Consider the following 22397-nt stretch of genomic DNA (forward strand, 5'->3'; position numbering starts at 1 on the left):
AGCAACCGGAGAATGGTGACGGAGTCTGTCGTCTCTGCTGCCATCGGGCTTGGAATCAGTTGGGTGATCGGCCGCTTATTTTACCGGAACCGCCCGTTTGTCACCCATTCGGTGCTTCAGTTGATCCCGCATCCTGCTAATGCATCGTTTCCAAGTGATCACTCCATTGGAGCATTTGCCATTGCCGCGATTTTCGTGATATATCGCCGGAGAGAAGGGGTCGTCTGGCTGATCTTGGCTGCGTGCATTGCGTTCTCCAGGGTATGGACGGGTGTACATTATCCGCTTGACGTATTGGGTGGGGCGTTGATCGGTATCATTGTTTCAGCAGGGGTGCACCATCTTGCAGCACGCTTCACGTTCGCATCCCGTTTGTTTAAAGCGGGTCTAGGATGGTATGAAAAATACGAATCGAAGATTTTGTCCCGGCCCGTAAACAAAGAAGATCAACTGCCCGCAGGGAAGTGATTTAATGCATATGCGTAAATTTACAATACTGTTTGTTCTCCTCATGATCTTGTGTTCTTGTGCCGGGCCTAAGGGAACCGGGCAAGCGGAGGCGGGGCAAAGCATATCAAAGCCCCATACGATGAAACCCGTTGGCCAAAATGCAGGCCAAAGCGGAAGAACGGCAAAGGTTCCCGATCATGTCGTCATCGTCGTGGAGGAGAACCATTCCCGCCAAAACATCATCGGGAATCGGGCAGCACCCTATATGAACAGCCTGGCTAAGCAAGGGGCGTATTTCACGGATTCGTATGCCAACGCTCATCCAAGCCAGCCGAATTATCTAATCCTGTTTTCCGGGTCTGATCAAGGCGTTCACGATGATTCCTGCGGACATACGTTTACCACGCCCAATCTGGCAAGCGAGCTGTTCAAACACAAGCTTACTTTTGCCGGATACTCGGAAGGTTTGCCTTCTGTCGGATCGACCGTATGCACCGATAAGCAGTACGGACGAAAGCATAGTCCCTGGGTGAACTTTACCAACGTACCGAAATCGGCAAACCGGAGATTCACAGATTTCCCTGCTGATTACAACCAGCTTCCGACCGTTTCCTTTGTGATCCCTAACCTGGATCACGATATGCATGACGGAACAATCCAAGCGGCAGACAAGTGGCTTAAACAGAACATGGGCACTTATGTAGAATGGGCGAAAAGCCACAACAGTATGCTGATTTTAACCTGGGACGAAGACGACTACGGCAGCCGGAATCATATCCCGACCATCATCGTGGGGGATCATGTTCGTCAAGCCGTATTCGATCAGAAGATCAGCCATTTAAATGTCCTGCGGACACTGGAAGACCTGTACGGTTTGTCACATCTTGGCCGTACATCGGGCAGCGAACCGATCCGAAATCTGTGGAAACCGTCCTAAATGAAATTGAAGCCATGGAAATTGAATATAGATGGGGAGTGAGAGGCATGTATGAGAAGCTTCAGGATATGGATTTGTTTTTGCAGTCCATGCATGACTTGGAAACACGTATTCGTCATATGATTCAACGGTCCGGCCTTTCCGAGAAAGAGCAGCAGTTTATTTTGGACCATATATTGGTCATTCCCGGCAAGGATTTTTCATATCAGCGTAACTACGGTTAACTCTTGGCAGATCATCCTGACCGGATCAGGCATCGACTTGTGTCGCCTGGCAATCCGATGAGACCAAAGGGAGGGAACAAGCATGTCTAACCGTCGCCCGCGGATTTTGATTTTGACAGCCGGCTTTGGAGACGGCCATCTTCAGGTATCTTCGGCGTTATTGCACTATTTTCATGCGCAGCAGGTCAACCAGGTGCAGATCATTGACCTCATGAAGGAAGCTCATCCGGTACTAAATTCCTTGTTCTCGAAAGTGTATCAAATGAGCACATTTACGTCCCAATTGGGCCTCGACTATTATGGCTGGAGCTATTACATGACCAGGGATTCCAATCCATCCGGGCCGGTGATGCGGTACCTGAACGGACTCGTGAAAGGCAAAATGCTGGAGACCATCAGCCGTTTCCGGCCCGATGCGATCATCAATACATTTCCTTTCGGCGTCGTTTCGGAGCGAGAATGCGTTCACGCCGCGCGTACGTTTACTGTCATTACCGATTATGCCCTGCATTCCCGCTGGATTCATCCGGATACGTTCGGGTATTACGTGGCTACCAACGAGATCAAGGACATGATGGTCCAAAATTATAACGCCGCAGCGGAGAAAATCAGCGTTACCGGGATCCCTGTACGACCGCAATTCTATACAACAGCAGCCGAAGCCCCGCTGCGACGTGCTGCACAAGGAACGGCCAAGGGGAAACGTATTTTGATTATGGCAGGCACATTTACGGTGTTCCAGCAGCTGGTCGAGCTCATTCATCTTCTGGTTGACCAGGAAGTTTGCGAAATCACAGTCGTATGCGGACGCAAACAGCAAGCCTATGAGAAATTGACGACGCTGTTTTCGGGTCAGCCGCAAGTGAATATTGTTGGATACGTCAAAAACATTCACGATCTGATGGCCGCTTCCTCCTGCATCGTAACGAAAGCCGGGGGCATCACTTTGTCCGAAGCCGTCATTCTGAAGCTGCCGATTTTTATTCTGAGTCCGTATGGCGGTCAGGAGAGGGAAAACGCCCGCTATTTTAAAACCAATGGTATGGCCCAGATTTCATCCAATGTCCGCCAGCTCGCGGAGCAGCTCCGGGATTTTCTCGAGGCACCGACGATAGCTGATCGGATCCGCGAAAAAATGGCTGAATTTCATAAAGGAGCAGCAGGCGAGCTGATCGTGAACGATATTTTGAAGACGCTGCAGAACTATCAAGATGCAAACCATGATTATGAGCTGATGCTTCGTCCCTAAACGATGAAGCATAGGATGAAATGGTTCGGAATGCTGCTCCTGACCGCTTTGGCGATATATACCGTTTATGTGCTGCAAACAGGGGATGCGGAATCTATTGTCGCGTGTATACGCCACTATCGTTTCTTTGGCTTTGTCGCTGTGTTTCTGTTTCAAACCCTGCTAAATATGCTCCCGCTGCCAGGCGAAATCACCGCCGTGATGGTTCTGGAAATCTACGGGCCATATTGGGGAGGTCTCTGCTTGTGGACTTCGGGGATCATCGGAGCTTTTGGGGGATATTGGCTTGCCTGGTCCTTCTCATCCTATTTTGCAGGTACGCGGGTTGAACCGTATCTTGCCAAAATGGAGGATTGGCTGAGAGCCAGTGAATTTAAAGGCCTTCTGATCGCACGGTTCGTTCCCTTCATTCCTTATCACGCTGTCAACTATGCCGCCGGGCTCTTAAAGGTCAACCTATTTCGTTACATGCTGACGACGGCGATCGGCGTGTTTCCGCATACTGTGGCTATGAGCGCACTGTACGCTGGTGTACGGGAAGGTTCACTGCTCTGGGCTGTGAGCGGCTGCATGGTCTTCATGATCTTTGCCGGTTTGTCATGGTATGTAAAGAAGCGGACGTCCGGTAAGTCCCGAAAAAGCAGAGTGGCGGCGGAGTAATGTAGACAATGAGAGAGCAGCCAAGGAACGGTTGCCGTTTATTGGGATCCATGCAAAATAGCTTAGCGTTTCATAGGATGACAGGCAACTCCAACCAAGCCCGGCGGATTTCTCGTTGGGGTTGGTTATTTCGGCTTGGAGCCTGCGATTTGACAAGAAGTCAAGGTCTTTTTACACTGCGTATTATCCAAGACCGGATCGGCGCATGTTAAAAGCGTGAAATGAAGGGGAAATATAGAGAAAGTGGCTTCTATAAAGCCGATGAAGTAAAAGTTATACGACTAAATAAGTTACAGCGTTATGTGTAGAGGGAGCTGGAAGTACGTATGCTGACGAATTTGCTGGAGCACTATGGTTACGCATTGATCTATCTGTTTTTGTGCCTGGAAATGCTTGCCCTGCCGCTTCCCGGTGAAATGATGATGAGCTATACCGGTTTGTTTGTGTATGAAGGGAAACTGAGCTGGCTGCTGAGCATGGCGTCGGCCGGAGCCGGCGTCTTGACCGGCGTGACTTTATCTTATTGGATCGGATACCGGCTGGGACGTCCTTTTATTTCGCGCCATGGCAGCAAGGTCCATCTCACCGAAGAGAGGATGGATCAAATTACGGGCTGGTTTGAGCGCTACGGGGACAAGCTTCTGTTTGCCGCTTATTTTATACCGGGGGTCCGTCACATTACCGGTTACTTTTGCGGCGTAACGCGTATGCCCTTTCGGCGTTATGCGCTGTTTGCCTACACCGGCGCGCTTTTCTGGGTAGCCCTGTTCATTTCGCTTGGTAAAGTGCTCGGCCCGAAATGGGAAGTCTATCACTCTACAGTCAATCGTTACATGGTTATTTTCGGGATCGGTTCGGCACTGGTAACAGCGGCCATTTATGTCTACCGCAAGTATAAACATCAAGCGATCGAGCGATTGATGGATTTGCTGGCAAGCGGCGTGCGGCACTTTCAGTCGTTCGGAAAGGTCCGTCTATTGCTGCTGGCCTCGTTTGCTGCGTTTGTATTGTTTTTTTCGTTAATGCTCGGCGTCATTCAGGATTTTTTGTCGCACGAGTACGGACAATTCGACCAAATTGCCTCTTATTTAGTATCGGTGCTGTTCGGTCCAGAGTGGGCGGGCTGGATGCACGTATTTGCGAGGTTCGGGACTTTGGATTTGTATGGACCGGTTCTATGCCTGACAGGCTTGTGGATCGTGCTCCACAGCCGGGATCGCAGGCTGGACTTGGCGTTCCTGGTTTGGGTTGTGGCCGGCGGAGAGTTTTTGGACAGGGTGCTTCGCCTGCTGTTTCATCGTCCTGGCCCGGTGGCAGCAGGCGTACAGCTGTTCAATACATTTCCGAGCGAGGAAACGTTAGTTACTATGACAGTATGCGGTTTTTCGGCCTTTTTACTGCTGCGGCATTATCACTTCCGTTACGTCCGGATCCCCATCGTTGTGGCGGTGATCCTGATCTGTTTGGCCGTCGGGATCAGCCGGGTTTATTTTCACGTGCAGTTCCCAAGCGATGTGTTTGCCGGATACATTTTTGGCGGTGTCTGGGTCAGTCTGCATGTGATGCTGCTGGAAATTATGCGCAAATTCAAGGAGTCGGAACTCGGCACGGCCCCAGAATAAGGCAGCGGCAGCAAAGGTGTGTAATCCGGTTATTTCATGGCGACCAGGAGTGCGCCGATTGCGATCAGCACGACGCCGGCCGAGTTGAGCCAGGATATTTTTTCGCCGAGGAACAGAAAGGCCAGAATGACGGCGATCACCACACTTAACTTGTCGATAGGCCCTACCTGCGACACCTTGCCGTACTTGAGGGCCAAAAAATAGAACAGCCACGACGTTGCACCTGCCACTCCGCTGAGCACGATGAAGCTGAGTGCTTTTTTTTGTGCCAAAATGCTTCCCAGCTGGCCGAATTTTCCCTGTACGGCAATGACGCCGAGCAGAAATAAGGCCATAATGACGGCCCGAATCGCCGTGGCGGCGTTGGCATCGATGTTTTGCAGACCGATTTTTCCGAAAATGGACACCAGCGCAGCCGCTGCGGCAGAAAGCAGCGCGTAAATAAGCCATGCAGCCATAAGCATCCCCCTTTTTTCATAAATGACTTTTCAACAGCGGCAAAGATTCCCTATTATAGTATTGTTCATCACGGGCTCAAATCATAAATGATTTTACAAAATATCCATTCCCCGAATCCCTGGCACGTTTTTCGGCGTAAAAAAGGGATATGGACGAAAGGAAATAGATGAAAAGAGGTGAACCGCCATGGAGAATCAGACCAAGGCTTTTCCTGACCATATCAAATTTCGCTATCCGTGGCGTTCCTATCAAAAGCGGATACTCGACCGGTTGGACGAGCATTTGCGCAATCGGCACCTGCATCTTGTTGCGCCTCCTGGATCCGGCAAAACCGTTCTGGGCCTGGAAGTCATGCTGCGCATCAACCGGCCGACGATCATTTTGGCACCGACCTTGACGATCAAGGAGCAGTGGGCAAACCGCTTCATGGAGCTTTTTTTGGATACAGACATACGCCCGGACTGGTTGTCGACTTCCATTCATCATCCGGCCATGGTCACGATTACAACATATCAGGCCTTACATACTGTTCTCACCGCCGCCGGGAAAAAGGATGAAGAGCAAGAAGAAGAGGAGCAGGAGATTCCAGAAGACACGGATGAGGCGGAAAAGGAAGACGAGGTGCACCAGCCTTCAGCAGCGATGGAGATCATTGAAAATCTGAAGAAGCTGGGACTGCACACCGTCATTTTTGATGAAGCCCATCATTTACGAGTGTCCTGGTGGAGGAGCGCGGTTCAGCTGTGCGGCATGCTGGAGCGGCCGACCAAAATTGCGCTGACGGCAACGCCGCCATATGACGTGAACCCGAACGAGTGGCAGCGGTATATCGAGCTGTGCGGGCCGATTGATGAGGAGATCAGCGTGCCGGAGCTTGTCCGTCATGGCGAATTATGCCCGCATCAGGATTACATCATGCTGACCCCGCCTGAGGAGAAGGAAGCGGCGCTGCTCCGCGAGTTTCGCATGCATGCGGCCAGACTGCGGGGCGAGCTCATCCGGGACAAATTCATAACCGAACTGATCGCCGGCCACCCTTGGATCACGAACGCGGAATCCCATATGGAAGAGATATTATCTTCCCCGGGTTATTACTCCAGCATGGTCATTTTCTTACGGGCGGCGAATCAGCCGGTGTGGCGCGATGCGGTCAGGCTGCTGGGGCTAAAAGAAGCAGATACGCCTAATCTAAGTGACGAATGGCTGGAGGAGCTGTTGAACGGGGTATTGTTTAAAGATACCCATGTAGATTCAGATCAGCCTGAGCTGAAGGAACTTCGGAGACGGCTCAGCCAACTCGGCATGATTGAGCGGCGCAAGCTGTACTTGCGGTCCACCCCGGCACTGGACAAAATGCTGGTTCACAGCGTTTCGAAGCTGAAGCAAATCGGACATATCCTCGATTTTGAGAGATCGGTCCTTGGCGAAGGCCTGCGCATGATCATCCTGACCGATTATATCCGGAAGGAAGACATGCCTAAGCAAGCGGGGGATGAACAGCCAATTCAGCGCCTTGGGGTGGTCCCGATTTTCGAAACCATCCGCAGACGGCTTAGAGAAAAAGAACCGAGCGGGCGAGAGCTCCCCATTGGCGTTCTGACCGGCTCACTTGTGATCCTGCCAGTCGCTGCGGCAGCATGGGTGCGGGAGACGGCCGGTCAGCGCGGTATTACGCTCACGGAGCGGCCGCTCGCCCACGATTCCGAATACGTGACGATCGATGTGCGCGATTCGAATCGTTCCGTTATCGTCGGATGGGTCACAGAGCTCTTTGACCAAGGCGGTGTCCGTGTACTCGTTGGTACGGCCGCGCTGCTGGGCGAAGGATGGGATGCGCCGGGGATCAATTCGATGATCATGGCTTCCTACGTAGGCTCATTTATGCTGTCCAATCAGATGCGGGGGCGTGCGATCCGTTCGCAGCGCGGAAATCCGGACAAAACCGGGGCAATTTGGCATTTGGCCTGCATCGATATGGAGCTTGCGGATGGAGGAGAAGATATGGCGTCTCTTGCCAGACGTTTCCGCTCGTTGGTGGGCTTGTCCATTACGAATGAAACGATCGAATCCGGTATGGAGCGAATGGGATTGGGGCCGGGACGGTTAGCGGAAAGGGATATTGAGTTGTACAACGCACAAACATTGGAAAGGGCAAAGGAGCGGCACTTACTCAAGGAGCACTGGGCATCAGCCGTTGCCCTGCAGGGTTCGATGACCGAGGAGCTGAAGGCGGAAGGCAAGAGTGTTCCAAGGCCGGTGGTTTATCCCTATACGATTAAAGCGGTTCTTATTTTCGCGTTGGTGCTCGGATTGGAGACTTTTTTTGACGCGGCCTCATCGCCTCAAATGCTGCATTCGGATGCACCGGGGTGGTTCAAATTCGGCATCGCTGCCGTCTTGGCGGCCGTCTGTGCCAGCCCCTGGATCTACAAGGCTGCAAAAATGACGATCAAGCACCAGTCGCTGGATCGAAGTATTCGCGAAGTCGGATTAGGCGTATACACCGTGCTGTATGAAATGAAGCTGGTCCAACCCGCGCCGAGCATTCATCTGATCGGAACCCAGGAGGAGGGAGGTACCGTCGTTTGCTGGCTGAGGGATGGGAGTACGCATGAAAAGACGCTGTTCCTCAATGCCCTGCAGCAGCTGCTCGATCCGATCGACAATCCCCGCTATTTAGTCTATCGCACATCGCGGCGGCGGTTTGGCCGGTCGCATGATTACCATGCCGTCCCGGATGAGATCGGACGCCGCAAGGAACATGCCGAGCGCTTTGCCGTTCTGTGGCGCAAGCATATCGGACCGGCTGAGCTGGTCTATACCCGGACTCCCGAGGGGCGCAAGATGCTGCTTGATGCGAGAGCGAAGTCCCTGACGGCGATGTTTGTCCGCAAATCCGAGCGGGTCAGCGCTTGGCGGTAAGGCGAGCAAACCATCACATGCGGCACTGAAGCTGGTGAATTATTTACGGGGAAATTTCTCAGGGAAGCAACCAACAGCTGATTTCCGGCGTTTATTGATTAGGCACTCATCTTTTTATAACGGGAGGATCCTATCTGATGCGCTTCAAACGACGATGGAATTCATTTCTGCCGGCTGCTTTTCTGGCCGCCGCTGCTGCATTTGCAATTGCATTGCCTGTTAGCGCCGACAATACCGCGGCAACCAAAGCGGCGGCCAATACTGGCATTAACTTGACGATGAACGGTAAAGCTGCAAATCCGAAAACACCCCCTTTCCTGGACAAAGGTACGGTTTATCTGCCGGTCCGGGATATGGGAGAAGTGCTCGGTACCCTGGTCTCTTGGAACGATCAGGCCAAAACAGTAACAATGAGGTATCCAAAGCTCACCGTGAAACTGCCTTTCGGCTCGAAAAGCGCGAACGTCAACGGACAGCCTGTCGCCCTATCCTCACCACTTCGAATGGTAGATGGGCGGGTGTATGCCCCGCTGCGCTTCTTCTCGGAGGCTATGGGAACGGAAGTGAAGTGGGAGAAGGCTACGCAAACCGTACATATGACGAAATCGGACGATTACCTCAAACTGTACTCGTGGCTAACGATATGGTGGGATCGCACAACCCATGAGTTATATACGGCTAAGGACGAACAATCTGATGTGTTGAACATTGGGAAGCTGGATGTGGAGGTACAGGGGACAATTTCGGTTGAAGGCGGGCTCAAGCAAGGAGGGAATACGGTACTAACGTTTGTGGATAAATACAACAATCCAAAACCTCACTATGATGTCTACTCCCTACTTATCCGCAATAACCGTATCGTCGATCAGAAGCATGCAGCTTATGACCTCCGGTACGAACCGAATAAGACATATTTCCAGGAATATGATCCAAACGGCTGGATCGAATATACGGTACTGACGGACGGAAAGATCGTGTGGGTATATAGCGACGAAGGGAAGATCGTTGCTACACATGATTTGCAGGAGCTGACCAAGCAGGATGACGTGTTCGGCGTTCAGGCCGTTGGCGCGGATTATTTGGTGGTTCGGCCAGGCCGCACTGGCTTGCTGACGCTGGTCGATCTGAAGGATAACACGACAACGGTACTCGCCGACAAGCTTTTAACGGGAAAAGATCTGGCATACGCCCGTGACTACCAGACGCCGTATCCAGGAGATACGCTGAGCTTCGCTGGGGATGCCGGGTATCCTGGATATGGAATATTAGACTTCGCTTATGACAGTCCGTTCAAAAAAAGCGCCAACTCTGAGCGGTTGACCTACAAACGGCCGTCTTATGCTGAAGAACGGAAGGCACTCCCCAAAGAGCGCAGCTTTAAGGAGATGGCCGCTTCATGCGCCGTCGACACGGTGAAATCTGTTCACATGCAGGATGGAGACATCACGTACAAACCTCTGATTGGAGCGAACAAGCAGGATCAGGAGGGGATTCGTACCGTTTGCCGGATCCTTAAAAAAATTACTGCCGAAGGCACGGAAGTGACGCTGCCAAGGATATTTCCCGAAACGTTTTTCCACGGGATGTCGGTAGAGTTCACTGCCGGGGATTCCGTCAGCATTTACAGGGCTGAAGGAACCAAGCTGGCCATGGGTTCTGAATTAGGCGGGAAAAATATTTTTCTGGAAGATGCCGAAATGGTCAAGACTTTCGAGCGCTTAAAAGTAAGTTCCAATAATTAGGTCAGTCTTGGAACCGCCTATTTTGTCTAACAGCTTCCTGACCGAAACATTTGAACAGGCCGACGCAGAAGTCGGCTTGTTTTTTTATTATTTTGGCAACATAACCCTTGACACAAAAAACCAACCCAGGTATATTATTAATTAACAATATGTTAATTATAAATCGAAACAGGAAAGGCGCAGGCAAATATGAGCAACGAACAAGCACTTCAGCAATACGATGTCCGAAAGTACCGCACACCTGACGGCTATACATCCGACATCGCGGTCTTTACAATCCGTTCGGAGAAGACGGAAGCATTTAAACCACCGGTTATGGAGTTGCAAATCATGCTCATCAAACGGAGTATGACGGACAGTGAGGGCCGCCCCAACATCGAAGCAGGGAAGTGGGCGCTGCCGGGAGGTTTTGTCGAACCGACGGAATCCGCGTTTCAAACGGCGCAGCGGGAACTGAAAGAAGAGACTGGGGTCGAGCATATTCATCTGGAGCACTTTGGCGTATACGATACGCCGGGCCGGGACCCGCGGGGCTGGATCATATCGAACGCGCATTATGCGATCGTGCCCGAGCGCCATCTGTCCCAGAGAGCAGCCAATGATGACGCGAGCGAGGTCGATCTGTTTCCGGTAGACGACGTCCTGTCACTGGACTTGGCGTTTGACCATGAAGTCATCATCCAGGACGCCATTGCCGTCATCCGGCGGAAGCTGCTGGAGACGACGGCGGCCAAGGATTTTCTGCCTGAAGAATTTACCTATTCGGAGCTGCAGAGCGTACTGCTCACCGTAACGAAAGATTCGGCGATTGCTCTAGATGCGGCTTTTGCCAGAAAAATCAAGTCCCTCCCGTTTATCCAGGAGGTGGCCGGCAAGAAGACGAGCCGAACGTCAAAGAAACCGACGCAGCTGTACCGCTTTGTGGATGCGGATATCAGCAGCTCCATATATCACAGCAAGAAGTAAATCCATTTTGAAATAATAGAGATCTTATTTTTTTCGAAATCTGTTTTAACATTTGGTTATTTGTTATTTTACAAAAGGAGGACCAACGCATGAATCAGCAACCGAATCCGGATACCAATCTTTATGATGCAGATGACAGCCTTGCGCTGCATACGGATAAATATCAGATCAATATGACGCAGGCCTACTGGCAGGATGGAATTCATGAACGGCGGGCCGTATTCGAGGTTTATTTTCGTAAAATCCCGTTTCACCACGGCTATGCCGTCTTCGCCGGACTGGAACGGGTGGTGCGCTATCTGCAGCAATTTCGTTTTACGGAATCTGATCTGTCCTACCTGAAGGAAGATGGATACAGCGACGAGTTTTTAAAATATCTCTCCGGGATCCGTTTCACGGGTACGGTGAAGTCTATGAGGGAGGGGGAGCTGGCGTTCGCCAATGAACCGCTGATGCGGATTGAGGCACCACTGGCGGAAGCTCAGTTAATCGAGACGGCTGTGCTGAATATCGTCAACTATCAGACTTTGATCGCGACGAAGGCTTCCCGCATGAAGCAGGTTACCGGAAACGACGTGACGATGGAGTTCGGATCCAGGCGGGCCCAGGAAATGGATGCGGCCATTTGGGGAACGCGCGCGGCGTACATCGGAGGGTTTGATGCGACATCGAACGTGCGGGCCGGCAAACTGTTCGGTATTCCGACTGCAGGAACGCATGCCCATGCGATGGTTCAGGCCTACAGGGATGAGTATACCGCTTTCTGTAAGTATGCAGAGTCCCACCGGGACTGCGTTTTCCTAGTCGATACGTATGACACGTTGAAGTCCGGGGTACCGAACGCGATTAAGGCGGCCAAAGCTTACGGCGATCGGATCACGTTCAAAGGCATACGTTTGGATAGCGGCGATCTGGCTTATTTATCTAAAGAGGCCAGAAAAATGCTCGACGATGCCGGTTTTCCTCAAGCCCGAATTTATGCCTCCAACGATCTCGATGAACAGACGATCATGAGCCTGAAAGCCCAGGGAGCGCAGATCGATGTGTGGGGTGTCGGAACCAAGCTCATTACCGCTTACGATCAGCCCGCACTGGGAGCCGTTTACAAGCTGATTTCCATTGAGAATGAAACTGGTGAAATGGTCGACACCATTAAAATCAGCTCGAATCCCGAAAAGATTACAACCCCGGGCAGAAAGCGGGTTTATCGCATCATCAACCGGAGCAACGGCAAATCGGAAGGTGATTATATTACGCTGGAGCATGAAGAACCACAGAAAGAGACGCGTCTCAAAATGTTCCATCCGGTGCATACGTATATTGCTAAGTTCGTGACCGATTTTGAGGCAAGGGAGCTCCATCATCTGGTTTTTGACAGCGGAGAGCTGGTGTATGAACTGCCAGACTTGAAGGACATCAGAGCGTTTGCGCGTGACAACCTTCAGGTGCTTTGGGAGGAATATCAGCGGATCTTGAATCCGGCAGAGTATCCGGTGAACCTGAGCCAGGCATGCTGGGATAACAAAATGAGGCTGATCGACGAAATTCAGCGGGACATCCAGCGGCAGCTGCAGCCTTAAGGAGGGGAACATGGCGAAAATCGGAATATACGGATCCTCGTTCGATCCTATTACCAACGTACATCTGTGGACGGCCAGCACCGTGGCCCACCGCTGCCGGCTGGACCGGGTGATCTTCCTGCCCTGTTCAAGCAAAAGGCCGGATAAATCGCTGCATGCCAGCGACGAGCACCGGTGGAACATGATTCAACTTGCGATAGATGGCAATGATAAATTTGTCGCTGACGATTATGAAATGAAGCAAGCAGGATGGGAAATTGCCACCTATCTGACGCTGAAGTATTATAAGGAGGCTTTCCCGGACGACGACATTTACTTTATCATGGGAGCGGATCTGTTGCTTGATATCGGGGAAGGGAAATGGAAGAAATCCGAGGAGCTCATCCAGGAAAACAAGTTCATCGTGATGGCTCGGGACGGAATCAACATGCTGGCGGCGATCAGCAAATCGCCGATTCTGCGGAATGCCGACGACGGACAGACGTTTCATCTGATCGACAAAGGGCTCGCGATGGAAATCAGCTCGACGTATATCCGGGATGAATTTCAACGAGGCGGTGAGCCGCGTTATCTGGTTCCCGACAACTGCTATGCTTATATGTGCCAACATAAACTGTACCGATAGAAGGGAGTCATTGATATGAAAAACCAACAACAAATTATTCAAGAACTTCATGTAAAGCCTGAAATTAAGCCGGAGGAGGAAATTCGCAGACGAATCGGTTTCCTCAAGGATTACTGCAAGAAGGCAGGGGCCAAAGGGTTCGTGCTCGGCATCAGCGGCGGGCAGGACTCGACCCTGGCAGGACGCCTTGCCCAACTTGCGGTCCAAGAGCTGCGTTCGGAAGGATATGAGGCCAAATTTTACGCGGTTCGGCTCCCTTTCGGCATTCAGAAGGATGAGGACGATGCGCAGAAGGCGCTGGATTTTATCAAGCCGGACGTGAGCTATGATTTCAACATTATGAATGCCGTCAACGCTTTTGCCCTTACGTATTCTGAATCTACCGGAAACGGGCTTCCCGATTACCATAAAGGAAACGTCAAAGCGAGAATGCGGATGATCGCCCAGTACGCCATCGCCGGTGAGCGGCAGTGTTTGGTGATCGGGACGGACCATGCGGCCGAAGCGCTCACCGGATTTTTCACGAAATTCGGTGACGGGGGAGCGGATATTCTGCCGCTGACCGGGCTGACCAAAGAGCAGGGCCGTCAGCTGCTTAAAGCTTTGGACGCCGAAGCGCGGTTGTATCTGAAGACGCCTACGGCCGATCTGCTGGATAACAAGCCGCAGCAGCCGGATGAAACCGAGCTGGGCATGGAATACGAAGTGATCGACCAGTATTTGACCGGGCAGCAGGTTGACCCGCAGGAGCAGCTCAAGATCGAGCAGCGTTATGACCGTTCGCAGCATAAACGTGAGCTGTCTGTGACTCCTTTTGATGAATGGTGGAAATAAGGCCAAGCGCCGGCTTTGCCGGTGCTTTTTTACGTTTAAAAAGTTTTCTACCGAAAATCCGGTTTGTGCGGCTGCTATAATCAATGAAAAGAGTCAAATGAGGTGAGCTGGCATGGATATTCAGCCCATAATCCATCGAATAACACAGCATCTTTGTCAGGTTGATGGGGTCAGGGCCATCGTACTTGGTGGTTCCAGAGCCAGGGGGACGCATCATCCCGGATCTGATATCGATATCGGCATCTATTATGATTCAAGGGAAGGATTGGACGTCGAAGAACTCCGTCGGATCGCTGCTGCCCTCGATGATGACGGCCGAACGGACCTGATCACGGAGATTGGCGGATGGGGACCTTGGATCAATGGCGGGGGCTGGCTGCAAGTCGAACAAATTCCAGTTGATTTTTTGTACCGCGATATCCGTAAAGTCTCCATGGTGATGGAAGAATGCCTCGAGGGAAACGTCACGATTGATTATCAGCCAGGCCATCCTCACGGCTTTATTAACGCCATTTATATGGCGGAGGTCGCGTTGTGCCAAGTGCTATGGGATCCTGCGGACATCATTAACGCACTGAAGTCCAAAACGTCGCCTTTCCCAGCCGTATACAGGCAAGCAGTCATCGGCAAGTTTTTGTGGGAAGCCAAATTTTCGCTTGACATCGGGATGAAAGGGGTCGCCAAGAAAGACATCGCTTATGTGAGCGGATGCTGCTTCAGGGCGGTATCCTGCTTGAACCAGGTGCTGTTCGCCATAAATCATCAATATTGCATGAACGAAAAGGGAGCGACAGCCATCGCCGACGCTTTCGATATCGTGCCGCCAGCCTATGCAGAGCGGGTCCATCAGATGTTTACCTTGTTATCGGCAGATGCCGGACGGTTACAGGAGGCGCTTGATATTCTGCACAAGCTGGTGCAGGAAACCAATCGGCTGGTCACCGCGGGGGATTAAAAGCAGGCTGAGGAGTAATTAGTATAGTGGTGAATATAAAAAAGCCGCCGGGTTAATCGGCAGCTTTTTTTGCATTTATATGGATTGGCTATACAATTATCTTAAAGTCTTGAGGGCTCCGCTCCAAGCTACGACTTGATCCAGCATGGCATTGACATTGTCCAGATGAAGGGCTTGCGGTTTAAAGACCGATCCGTTTTCAAAATCGGTGAACAGAGACAGCGTTGGATGAACGCGAACGTCGGCAACCAAAAGTTCTCCCAAGATACCGCGGAGATGTTCCGCCGCACGGGCGCCGCCGGTGGAGCCGTAGCTCACGATCCCTGCTGCCTTGTTGTTCCACGCTTCACGGGCGAAGTCAATCGCATTTTTCAACGCGCCGGTAATGCTGTGGTTGTATTCCTGAACGATGAACACGAAGCCATCCAGTTCTCCGAGCTTTTGGTTCCAAGCGGCGATGCCAGGTTCGGATCCGTCTGTCGTTCCGAGGAAAGGCAGATTATAATCGTTGATATCCACGATTTCGTAGTTAGCGTCACCGCGTTGGTCGGCAATCTCTTTGATCCATTGTCCCACTTGCGGGCTTACCCGGCCTTGACGCGTGCTTCCCAAAATAATACCGATGTTCAATTTGCTCATTGTAACTTCCTCCTTGGCTGCTGTGCCAAATAATTTTTTGAAAAACGACATGTTTGCACCACCTGAACCATCTATGATGTATTTGGATTATGAACCGACTGCAGTCTGAATTCATCAGTAAGTTACTTTACGTAAGTTATTATATTTTTTAAATTTAATGTTGTCAACATAAAAACTTTATTTAAGTAACTGAGATGCCAACCTGTTTATCCGGAGAAAGGATCCATGGCTGCGGCGTGGAAGTAAATATAAGCAGAGCAAGCAAGTAAGAAAAAGAGCAAGAGGTGGAATCATGCGATGAAGGCTATTACCGATATTCAGATCCCAGACGTTCCATGGCATCGGTTGACGACGGCCTATGGGAGAGGCACGGACATTCCCAGGTTCATTGAAGAAAAACAGTACGCTTCCCTAGCGGGATTGATCGAACATCAGGGGACCTTGTGGCAGGTGACCCCTTGGACCATTCTTGTATTGATGGAGAAACTAAGGACGGTTGAGCCGGTACAGGTTTCCATCGAAGAGATCGATTTATACCTTGCTGTAGCTTCTGCATTAGCAGATCAGAATATTCGAGACGTGGGTTTAATATCATCCATGGATGAGCTGCTGGATGACAAGTACCTCTGGCCCGTGCAAGAAGACGAAGACGAGGAGGAGTGGGAGGAAGAAGAACCTCGCGGCTATGAGCCGGATCCTTTTTACGGATATTATTATTTCAGCGGTGTGCTGCTAAAACAGGGAGTAGCGGAGTTCACGCGGATCATGAGCGGAAACGAGGACCTTGCTCCCAGGATCCGAGAGCTGTTGGCTTTGCTTAAACGTATCACCGCTGAATGATATTTAGCTGTAACCATTCTTAGGCAATTACGCTATGAAAAAAGCACACGCCATATTTTAGTGGTGTGTGCTTTCTGCGCATGAACAGCCTGTTACTTGCCTTGAATGCTCAGCTCGGCAAGATTCGGATTCCAATCGACCTGGCATCCCAGCTGTTTGAACAGGGAGGCTGGCACCATGACAGCGCCGTTAATCATACTTACCGGGGCGGACAATGCAATGGACTGTCCTTGAATGGCGGCTTCGGCCGAGTCGGGACGGAAAGTCACCGTAGTTTGGCCATATTGAAGCTTGTAACTGGTCCCTTCCTGAGTTGTAGAGGCCTCGAGAGAGCCTCCGAGCTCCTTCGCTATGCTTTTTACAGGGACGATAATCGAGTTATTCTTGTTGACTGCCGGGAAGGAGGCGGGGAGCAAGCTGCCGTTGATACGAATGGTGATCGGCCGCTGAATGGGAACCGGTGCGTATTCCATGCCGTCACCCGCATTTCGCGGGACGCCAACCTCGTTCCAATTGTTCGCCCCCCAGCCGAATACCTGGCCTTTGGCATCAATAGCCAGGCGATGGGTATCCCCGGCCGATGCCGATACGATCCGCTGCAGTCCTTTGACTTTAACGGCTGATCTGCCCTTTTTGCCGTCGTACATCCACAATTCGCCTTGTCGGCTCACCAGCAACGCATAACCAGGGGAAGCATAAACATTTCGAACCTGAAGGGACGGCTGAATGCTCACTGGCTTTACGTACAGCTTTCCTGTGCTAGAAGAAGCTGGGGTAGACCAATTCCATACCTTGCCGGAGCTGTCTATTCCATAAGCGTCATAGGCATGCTGCATGGAAATTTGCTTCAGTGCCGGCAAACCCTGTATTCGGACCGGTACGGAGAGGTGAAGCTGATTCTCTGAGGTGTTCACCGTTAACTTCCAGACAGATCCTGCCGAATCCAGCGCATAGATATAATCGGATGTCGACTGCAGCTGGACTATATTTTTCAAGCCACTAACTGAAATCGGCTGGCCAGAATCGCCGCTCTTCTGATCTCTCATCCACGCTTTCACGGACCCATCGCTTGCTAGACCCAAGCTGTACTTTTGCAGTGTCGTTACTTGCGAGATTCCGGATAAACCCGGGAGTGCTCGAGGAACCTGGGTTTCCCGGACGTAGCCCGGTCGTGATCCCCATTCCCAAACCGTACCGTCGCGTGCGACGCCTAATTGGTAACCATACCCGTCGGTAGCTATCGAGTTCAATGGTGGCAGTGTGTTGAGACGAACAGGTGCCACCATGCTGGAAACGGCCGTAGTATCGGGAATCCCGAGTTCGCCCAATAAGTTTCTTCCCCAGGTCCACACCGAGCCGTCTGCCCGGAGTCCGACCGAATAATAATTCCCGGCTGCCACCTGAACGAAAGCCGTTCCCAAAGCGGCGGTGCTGGAAGCTGACGCGGCCGGTGACTCTGCAGAGCTGGAAACCGATAACCGTGCTGCAGAATCCATGCGATCTCCCGGTTGAGTGGATGCTGCCGCAAACGAATGGGGTGATACCGCCGTCACAACCACTGCAGATAGCAGCACGCCTTGCATGAAGTGGGAATATTTCATGATCATCCTCCGTGTTCTTTTTACTTGAATCTACTAATCAAGACGCAAGCATCATACGGGAAGTTGCGCGGCCAAAGTGTAATCTTTATTGGAAAAGCTCCGTGTCCGGCCAACCGTTGCCCCGGCCACTGCCTACGCTTTATAATTCTATTTAGTAGAATCCAGCGGACTGGAGGGGGATATGATCGATCAGCAGGAGTATGGAAAATACGTGCTTGGATTGATGGATGAAGAAGAGGCTGAAGAAACTGTAGGGCCTATTGAAGAAGAGATGTTTTACGGCTATTTTCAAATCTATATGCCCAGTGGAAAAGGGGTGGAAGCTACGTTCGAGCCCTTGGAAGACGGTGATATCTTTTTAAAGCGAATCCTCCCGATCTATGAAATGCTGGATCCGCAGGACTTTCAAGGGGAATGGGTGCCCGGGTATTTTAACGGAAAATGTGACCATGTATCCGAAGAGGAGCTCAGGGATCTTGGCCAAAGGCATATCCTCGGGTTGAAGCAGCTGATGGACGATCATGCCGAGCTGGAGGAAGCGGTTGAGGCGTCGGCGTATCTCGGAACGGTCTCTGAAGTAGTCATCGTATCCGGCAGCGAATTCGAAAAATTCCGAGAGGAGTATGATCCCGTCGTACACGAATCGTTGTTTGAACTGGTGAGTGAGCATACTGATCATCAGGAACCTGTTCAAATGTTGAGCGAGGCTTATTATTCCATTGCCTGTGACTACTGGATTTCGTATTACCTCCAATGGCACCGCTACGGGCTTGAAGGTGACCCGCTTGCCCCGTATTTTGAGCTGTACAAGCTCGGATATTCGGCGATTTTTGCGAACGGTAAGCTGTATATCGGTAAGCCGTAGAAGTTGAAGCGGTTGTCGCAACAGAATCCTATGAAAAAGGCGTCCATCCAAGATGGCCGCCTTTTTGTGTTCGCTATAGTAATGATCAGTTTGATGTGCTTCGTACCTTGCCTTTCCTGAACAGCAACGGATAAAACAGAATGCCGCTGACGATCAACACAATGCCCAGCAGGAAGGTTTTCAAATCCGCTGTTCCCGCGATGATGACCCAAAGCGAATACAATGCCGCAAGCCCCGCGATCACGCCCTCGGTTACCCGTTCTTTGCGAGCCGTAAAGGTTTCTCCGGTCCAAATCAGCTTAATATGATAGAGTGAAGCAATCAAATAAGGGACCAGATAGGCAAGCGTGGCAATGTAAATGATAAAATCGAACGCCGCCGAGATCGAGCCGGAGATTGTCGACAGCAGCAAAACCTGACCGACCGCGTTTGAGATCCATAGCGACGTCTTCGGCATGCCCTTTCCGTTTTCCCTGGAAAAGGAAGGGAGAAACACGCCCAGCTTGGCGGCCTGAAACGGCACCTCGGCGCTCAGCAGCACCCAGCCGATCGTCGATCCAAGCAGGCTGATCAAACCCAGCGCAGCGAGGAGCTTGCCGCCGATCGGGCCAATTACCGCGGTAATACCGTCCACCAGCGGATTCTGGGAAGCCATCAGCTGATCCTGCGTAAGCAGTCCCATCGTCAGGATGCTGATGCCCACATACAGGACGATGGAGATGAGCAGCCCGGCAATGGTTGCGCGGCGGATGTCCTGCTTGCGGCGGGCCCGGGCGGCAAAGACCATAGCGGATTCGACGCCGATAAAAGCCCACAGCGTTCCAACGGCGGCGGCATTGACCTGGGACAGCAGGCTGAGCGTTTCGCCGCTATCATTGGTCCGAGGAGCCAGGAAGGGGCCGATGTTGCTTTTTTGAAAAGCGAATAAAGCAATGATAATAAACAAGGCAAAGCCAACCACTTTGGTTGCCGTCGCGATAAAATTCAATCGGCCCGCACCGTTCATGCCTTTCATGCAGATGGCGTGCGTGCCCCACAGCAGAAGCGAGCAGACGATAAATGTCAGCACATTGCCCGCCTTTAACGTGAATACTCCGGTATCCACCCACACCTTACCGCTGGTCAACACGGGAAAAAAGGTCGACAGGTAACTGGCGAAGGTTGTAATCACTGCTACGAACCCGGCAATATTGCCTACCCAGTATCCCCAAGTGGACATGAAGCCGGCAAGGCGGGAGCCATGTGAGCCTTCCCGGAACAGCTCCTTCGCATAAATTTGCGGCCCGCCGCTCAGCTCCGGTTTACGGACAGCCAGGCTTCCGAAAACCAGCGCCAGCATAAGAACCCCGAGCCCAGTCGCCAGCCAGGCCAGAATGACGCCCGCAGGGCTGGCCGCTTCGGACAGCGAGCGGGGCAGCATAAAAATTCCGGAACCGACCATATTTCCCACGACGAGAGCGGTCAAAATCCAGAATCCCAGTTTGTGTCTGGTCATGATGTCAAACTCCTTTTGAATGAATAGTACATCGACTTGTTGAAAAAACACTGACAAGTATTAATCATACACTTTCTTATGGTAAAGCACCAGAGTAAAATTCAGGGGAGCCAATTTTATGACGTTAAGCCCTCTATAGGTTTCGCTTGTCCATTCGGCGGGGAAGAATAAAGAAGATAGAACAAAGATGGAACAACTTTGCACAAGGAGCGTGGGAATTTTGAGAGAAATCCGTGAAGCGGGTCAAGGGTTTGTGATGGTGGAGGGTGATCGGGCGGTGGCGGAAATCACTTTTCAGCCCGTAGATGGCAGTACCATCGTCATTGATCATACGTATGTGTCCGAAGAGCTGCGAGGACAGCGGATCGGGGATGAACTGGTCAAAGCGGTGGTGGATATGGCCCGGAAGGAAGGCAAGAAGATTATTCCCGCCTGCTCATTTGCCCATGTTCAATTCAAGCGGCATAAAGACTATAAGGATGTGTGGCAGCAGGAAGAACGCTGATCGAACAATAAGAAATGAGGTGGGAGATGTGAAACGAAAAATACTCGTTACCGGTGCAGCCGGACGGATCGGAAGCTGTGTAGCGGATGGACTCCGCTCGACAGGCAAGTATGAAGTGGTCGCAACGGATATTCGGCCCGATCCGGAGCACGGAGTCGGCAAGCTGGACATCACGGATGGAGAGGCTGTGGCGGCAGCGCTGGAGGGTATCGATACGGTGCTTCATTTTGGCTGGGCTAAAGACGAAGACGATTTCCTCGGTAAAGTGCTTCCCATTAACGTGACAGGTGCTTATCACATTTATGAAGGCGCCCGTAAAGGCGGCGTATCGAGGGTTATTTTCGCGAGTTCCAATCATGCTACCGGTTTTTATAAAGTAGGAGAGCATATCAAGCCCGAGGATCACCGGCCCGACAGCTTTTATGGGCTCAGCAAAAGCTATATCGAGCTTCTGGGCCGTTACTATTCCGATAAGTACGGAGTTTCCTCCGTGAACATCCGGATCGGCAATTTTCCGGGCGATGACCGTCCACACTCGGACCGTACCGCTCATATTTGGATCTCCCGGCGGGATATGGTGCAATTGGCCGAATGCTGTATTGAGGCGGATCCATCCCTTAAATTTTTGACAATGTACGGAACCTCAGCGAATGACGACAATTATTATGATATCGGATATCTGCGCGAAAAAATCGGCTATGTGCCTAAGGACAACGCAGCGGATGTGCTGGCACGGCAGGGGCTGGACGAAGACGACATCAAGCAGGAGGAAGGGGTATACCAAGGCGGTCCAGGAGTAAAGAAGGAATAGGCATAAAAAATATGGTTCTGAATATATTTTCCCTGAGAAAACCGGGTTACTTTATAAAAAAGCCAAGGAGTTATGTCGTCTGCAGGCGGCGTAACTCCTTTTCTTATTGACTTGATCAATGAGTTTCGGCACAAAAAGCTTGCATTGGAGCATAAGAAAAACGTCTATCGACGTACCTTCAAAGAAGACAGACCGCATTTAGCTGAAGTTTTTCTTGCGATTATAGAATGGTTGGTTCAGCTTCGCTGAAATTTATAAATTCTATAATCTTAAGAAAAACGTCTATCGACGTACCTTCAAAGAAGACAGACCGCATTTAGTTGAAGTTTTTCTTGCGATTATAGAATGGTTGGTTCAGCTTCGCTGAAATTTATAAATTCTATAATCTTAAGAAAAACGTCTATCGACGTACCTTC

The 22397-nt window shown here is 51.3% G+C and carries 21 protein-coding genes; 17 read left to right on the forward strand and 4 right to left on the reverse strand.

The genetic code is table 11. The features are described 5' to 3' along the window. Positions 1 to 12: 12 nt before the first annotated feature. The 6 genes from ABID47_RS17835 (at position 13) to ABID47_RS17860 (ending at position 5142) form a co-directional block, all read left to right on the forward strand. The gene (locus ABID47_RS17835) at positions 13 to 468 is read left to right on the forward strand and encodes an undecaprenyl-diphosphatase (RefSeq protein WP_354498695.1); all 456 of its coding nucleotides are present in this window, start codon (positions 13 to 15) and stop codon (positions 466 to 468) included. 121 nt (positions 469 to 589) lie between these two features. Beyond that, positions 590 to 1387 (forward strand): alkaline phosphatase family protein, encoded by a 798-nt coding sequence (locus ABID47_RS17840; protein WP_354498697.1) that lies wholly within the window; start codon positions 590 to 592, stop codon positions 1385 to 1387. Between the two features lie 47 nt (positions 1388 to 1434). Continuing rightward, complete coding sequence (locus ABID47_RS17845; protein WP_181152809.1) at positions 1435 to 1611, forward strand: hypothetical protein; 177 nt, start codon at positions 1435 to 1437, stop codon at positions 1609 to 1611. 82 nt (positions 1612 to 1693) lie between these two features. Then, positions 1694 to 2860, forward strand: coding sequence for an MGDG synthase family glycosyltransferase (locus ABID47_RS17850; RefSeq protein WP_354498699.1), 1167 nt, complete (start codon positions 1694 to 1696; stop codon positions 2858 to 2860). A 15-nt stretch (positions 2861 to 2875) separates the two neighbouring features. Next, complete coding sequence (locus ABID47_RS17855) at positions 2876 to 3520, forward strand: TVP38/TMEM64 family protein (protein WP_354498701.1); 645 nt, start codon at positions 2876 to 2878, stop codon at positions 3518 to 3520. Between the two features lie 326 nt (positions 3521 to 3846). After that, positions 3847 to 5142 (forward strand): bifunctional DedA family/phosphatase PAP2 family protein, encoded by a 1296-nt coding sequence (locus tag ABID47_RS17860; RefSeq protein ID WP_354498703.1) that lies wholly within the window; start codon positions 3847 to 3849, stop codon positions 5140 to 5142. Positions 5143 to 5171: 29 nt separating this feature from the next. Here ABID47_RS17860 and ABID47_RS17865 read toward each other — a convergent pair whose 3' ends face one another. Beyond that, the gene (locus tag ABID47_RS17865) at positions 5172 to 5600 is read right to left on the reverse strand and encodes an EamA family transporter (protein ID WP_116230578.1); all 429 of its coding nucleotides are present in this window, start codon (positions 5598 to 5600) and stop codon (positions 5172 to 5174) included. A 187-nt stretch (positions 5601 to 5787) separates the two neighbouring features. Between ABID47_RS17865 and ABID47_RS17870 the strand changes: the two genes are divergently transcribed. The 7 genes from ABID47_RS17870 (at position 5788) to ABID47_RS17900 (ending at position 15225) form a co-directional block, all read left to right on the forward strand. After that, positions 5788 to 8523, forward strand: coding sequence for a DEAD/DEAH box helicase family protein (locus ABID47_RS17870; RefSeq protein WP_354498706.1), 2736 nt, complete (start codon positions 5788 to 5790; stop codon positions 8521 to 8523). A 137-nt stretch (positions 8524 to 8660) separates the two neighbouring features. After that, complete coding sequence (locus tag ABID47_RS17875; RefSeq protein WP_354498708.1) at positions 8661 to 10265, forward strand: copper amine oxidase N-terminal domain-containing protein; 1605 nt, start codon at positions 8661 to 8663, stop codon at positions 10263 to 10265. 189 nt (positions 10266 to 10454) lie between these two features. Next, positions 10455 to 11231, forward strand: a complete 777-nt coding sequence (locus ABID47_RS17880) for an NUDIX hydrolase (protein ID WP_354498710.1) — start codon at positions 10455 to 10457, stop codon at positions 11229 to 11231. 89 nt (positions 11232 to 11320) lie between these two features. Next, positions 11321 to 12811 (forward strand): nicotinate phosphoribosyltransferase, encoded by a 1491-nt coding sequence (locus ABID47_RS17885; protein WP_354498712.1) that lies wholly within the window; start codon positions 11321 to 11323, stop codon positions 12809 to 12811. Between the two features lie 10 nt (positions 12812 to 12821). Next, a complete protein-coding gene (gene nadD / locus ABID47_RS17890; RefSeq protein WP_354498714.1) occupies positions 12822 to 13436 on the forward strand; it encodes a nicotinate (nicotinamide) nucleotide adenylyltransferase in 615 nt (204 codons plus the stop codon). Between the two features lie 15 nt (positions 13437 to 13451). Beyond that, entirely contained in the window at positions 13452 to 14270 is an 819-nt protein-coding gene (gene nadE, locus ABID47_RS17895; protein WP_354498716.1) for an ammonia-dependent NAD(+) synthetase, read from the forward strand. 112 nt (positions 14271 to 14382) lie between these two features. Further along, complete coding sequence (locus ABID47_RS17900) at positions 14383 to 15225, forward strand: nucleotidyltransferase family protein (RefSeq protein ID WP_354498718.1); 843 nt, start codon at positions 14383 to 14385, stop codon at positions 15223 to 15225. Positions 15226 to 15321: 96 nt separating this feature from the next. On the opposite strand, the gene ABID47_RS17905 is transcribed toward ABID47_RS17900, so the two are convergent. Next, the gene (locus ABID47_RS17905; protein WP_116230570.1) at positions 15322 to 15915 is read right to left on the reverse strand and encodes an NADPH-dependent FMN reductase; all 594 of its coding nucleotides are present in this window, start codon (positions 15913 to 15915) and stop codon (positions 15322 to 15324) included. Between the two features lie 246 nt (positions 15916 to 16161). On the opposite strand from ABID47_RS17905, the gene ABID47_RS17910 reads away from it, so the two are divergent. Next, positions 16162 to 16704, forward strand: coding sequence for a hypothetical protein (locus ABID47_RS17910; protein ID WP_354498720.1), 543 nt, complete (start codon positions 16162 to 16164; stop codon positions 16702 to 16704). 92 nt (positions 16705 to 16796) lie between these two features. Here the strand turns inward: ABID47_RS17910 and ABID47_RS17915 are convergent, their stop codons facing one another. Next, the gene (locus tag ABID47_RS17915) at positions 16797 to 18305 is read right to left on the reverse strand and encodes a stalk domain-containing protein (protein ID WP_354498722.1); all 1509 of its coding nucleotides are present in this window, start codon (positions 18303 to 18305) and stop codon (positions 16797 to 16799) included. Between the two features lie 181 nt (positions 18306 to 18486). Here ABID47_RS17915 and ABID47_RS17920 point away from each other — a divergent pair, with 181 nt between their 5' ends. Continuing rightward, the gene (locus ABID47_RS17920; protein ID WP_354498724.1) at positions 18487 to 19170 is read left to right on the forward strand and encodes a hypothetical protein; all 684 of its coding nucleotides are present in this window, start codon (positions 18487 to 18489) and stop codon (positions 19168 to 19170) included. Between the two features lie 85 nt (positions 19171 to 19255). Here the strand turns inward: ABID47_RS17920 and ABID47_RS17925 are convergent, their stop codons facing one another. Then, positions 19256 to 20665 carry an amino acid permease gene (locus ABID47_RS17925; protein ID WP_354498726.1) on the reverse strand — a complete coding sequence of 470 codons (1410 nt, stop codon included), beginning with the start codon at positions 20663 to 20665 and terminating at the stop codon, positions 19256 to 19258. A gap of 220 nt (positions 20666 to 20885) precedes the next feature. Here ABID47_RS17925 and ABID47_RS17930 point away from each other — a divergent pair, with 220 nt between their 5' ends. Continuing rightward, a complete protein-coding gene (locus ABID47_RS17930) occupies positions 20886 to 21170 on the forward strand; it encodes a GNAT family N-acetyltransferase (RefSeq protein ID WP_354498728.1) in 285 nt (94 codons plus the stop codon). A 28-nt stretch (positions 21171 to 21198) separates the two neighbouring features. Then, on the forward strand, positions 21199 to 21981 hold the full coding sequence (locus ABID47_RS17935; protein ID WP_076165817.1) for an NAD-dependent epimerase/dehydratase family protein: 783 nt from the start codon (positions 21199 to 21201) through the stop codon (positions 21979 to 21981). Positions 21982 to 22397 lie beyond the last annotated feature (416 nt).

This window comes from Paenibacillus favisporus, assembly GCF_040545415.1.
In the GTDB taxonomy this organism is placed as follows: Bacteria; Bacillota; Bacilli; order Paenibacillales; family Paenibacillaceae; genus Paenibacillus_AQ; species Paenibacillus_AQ favisporus.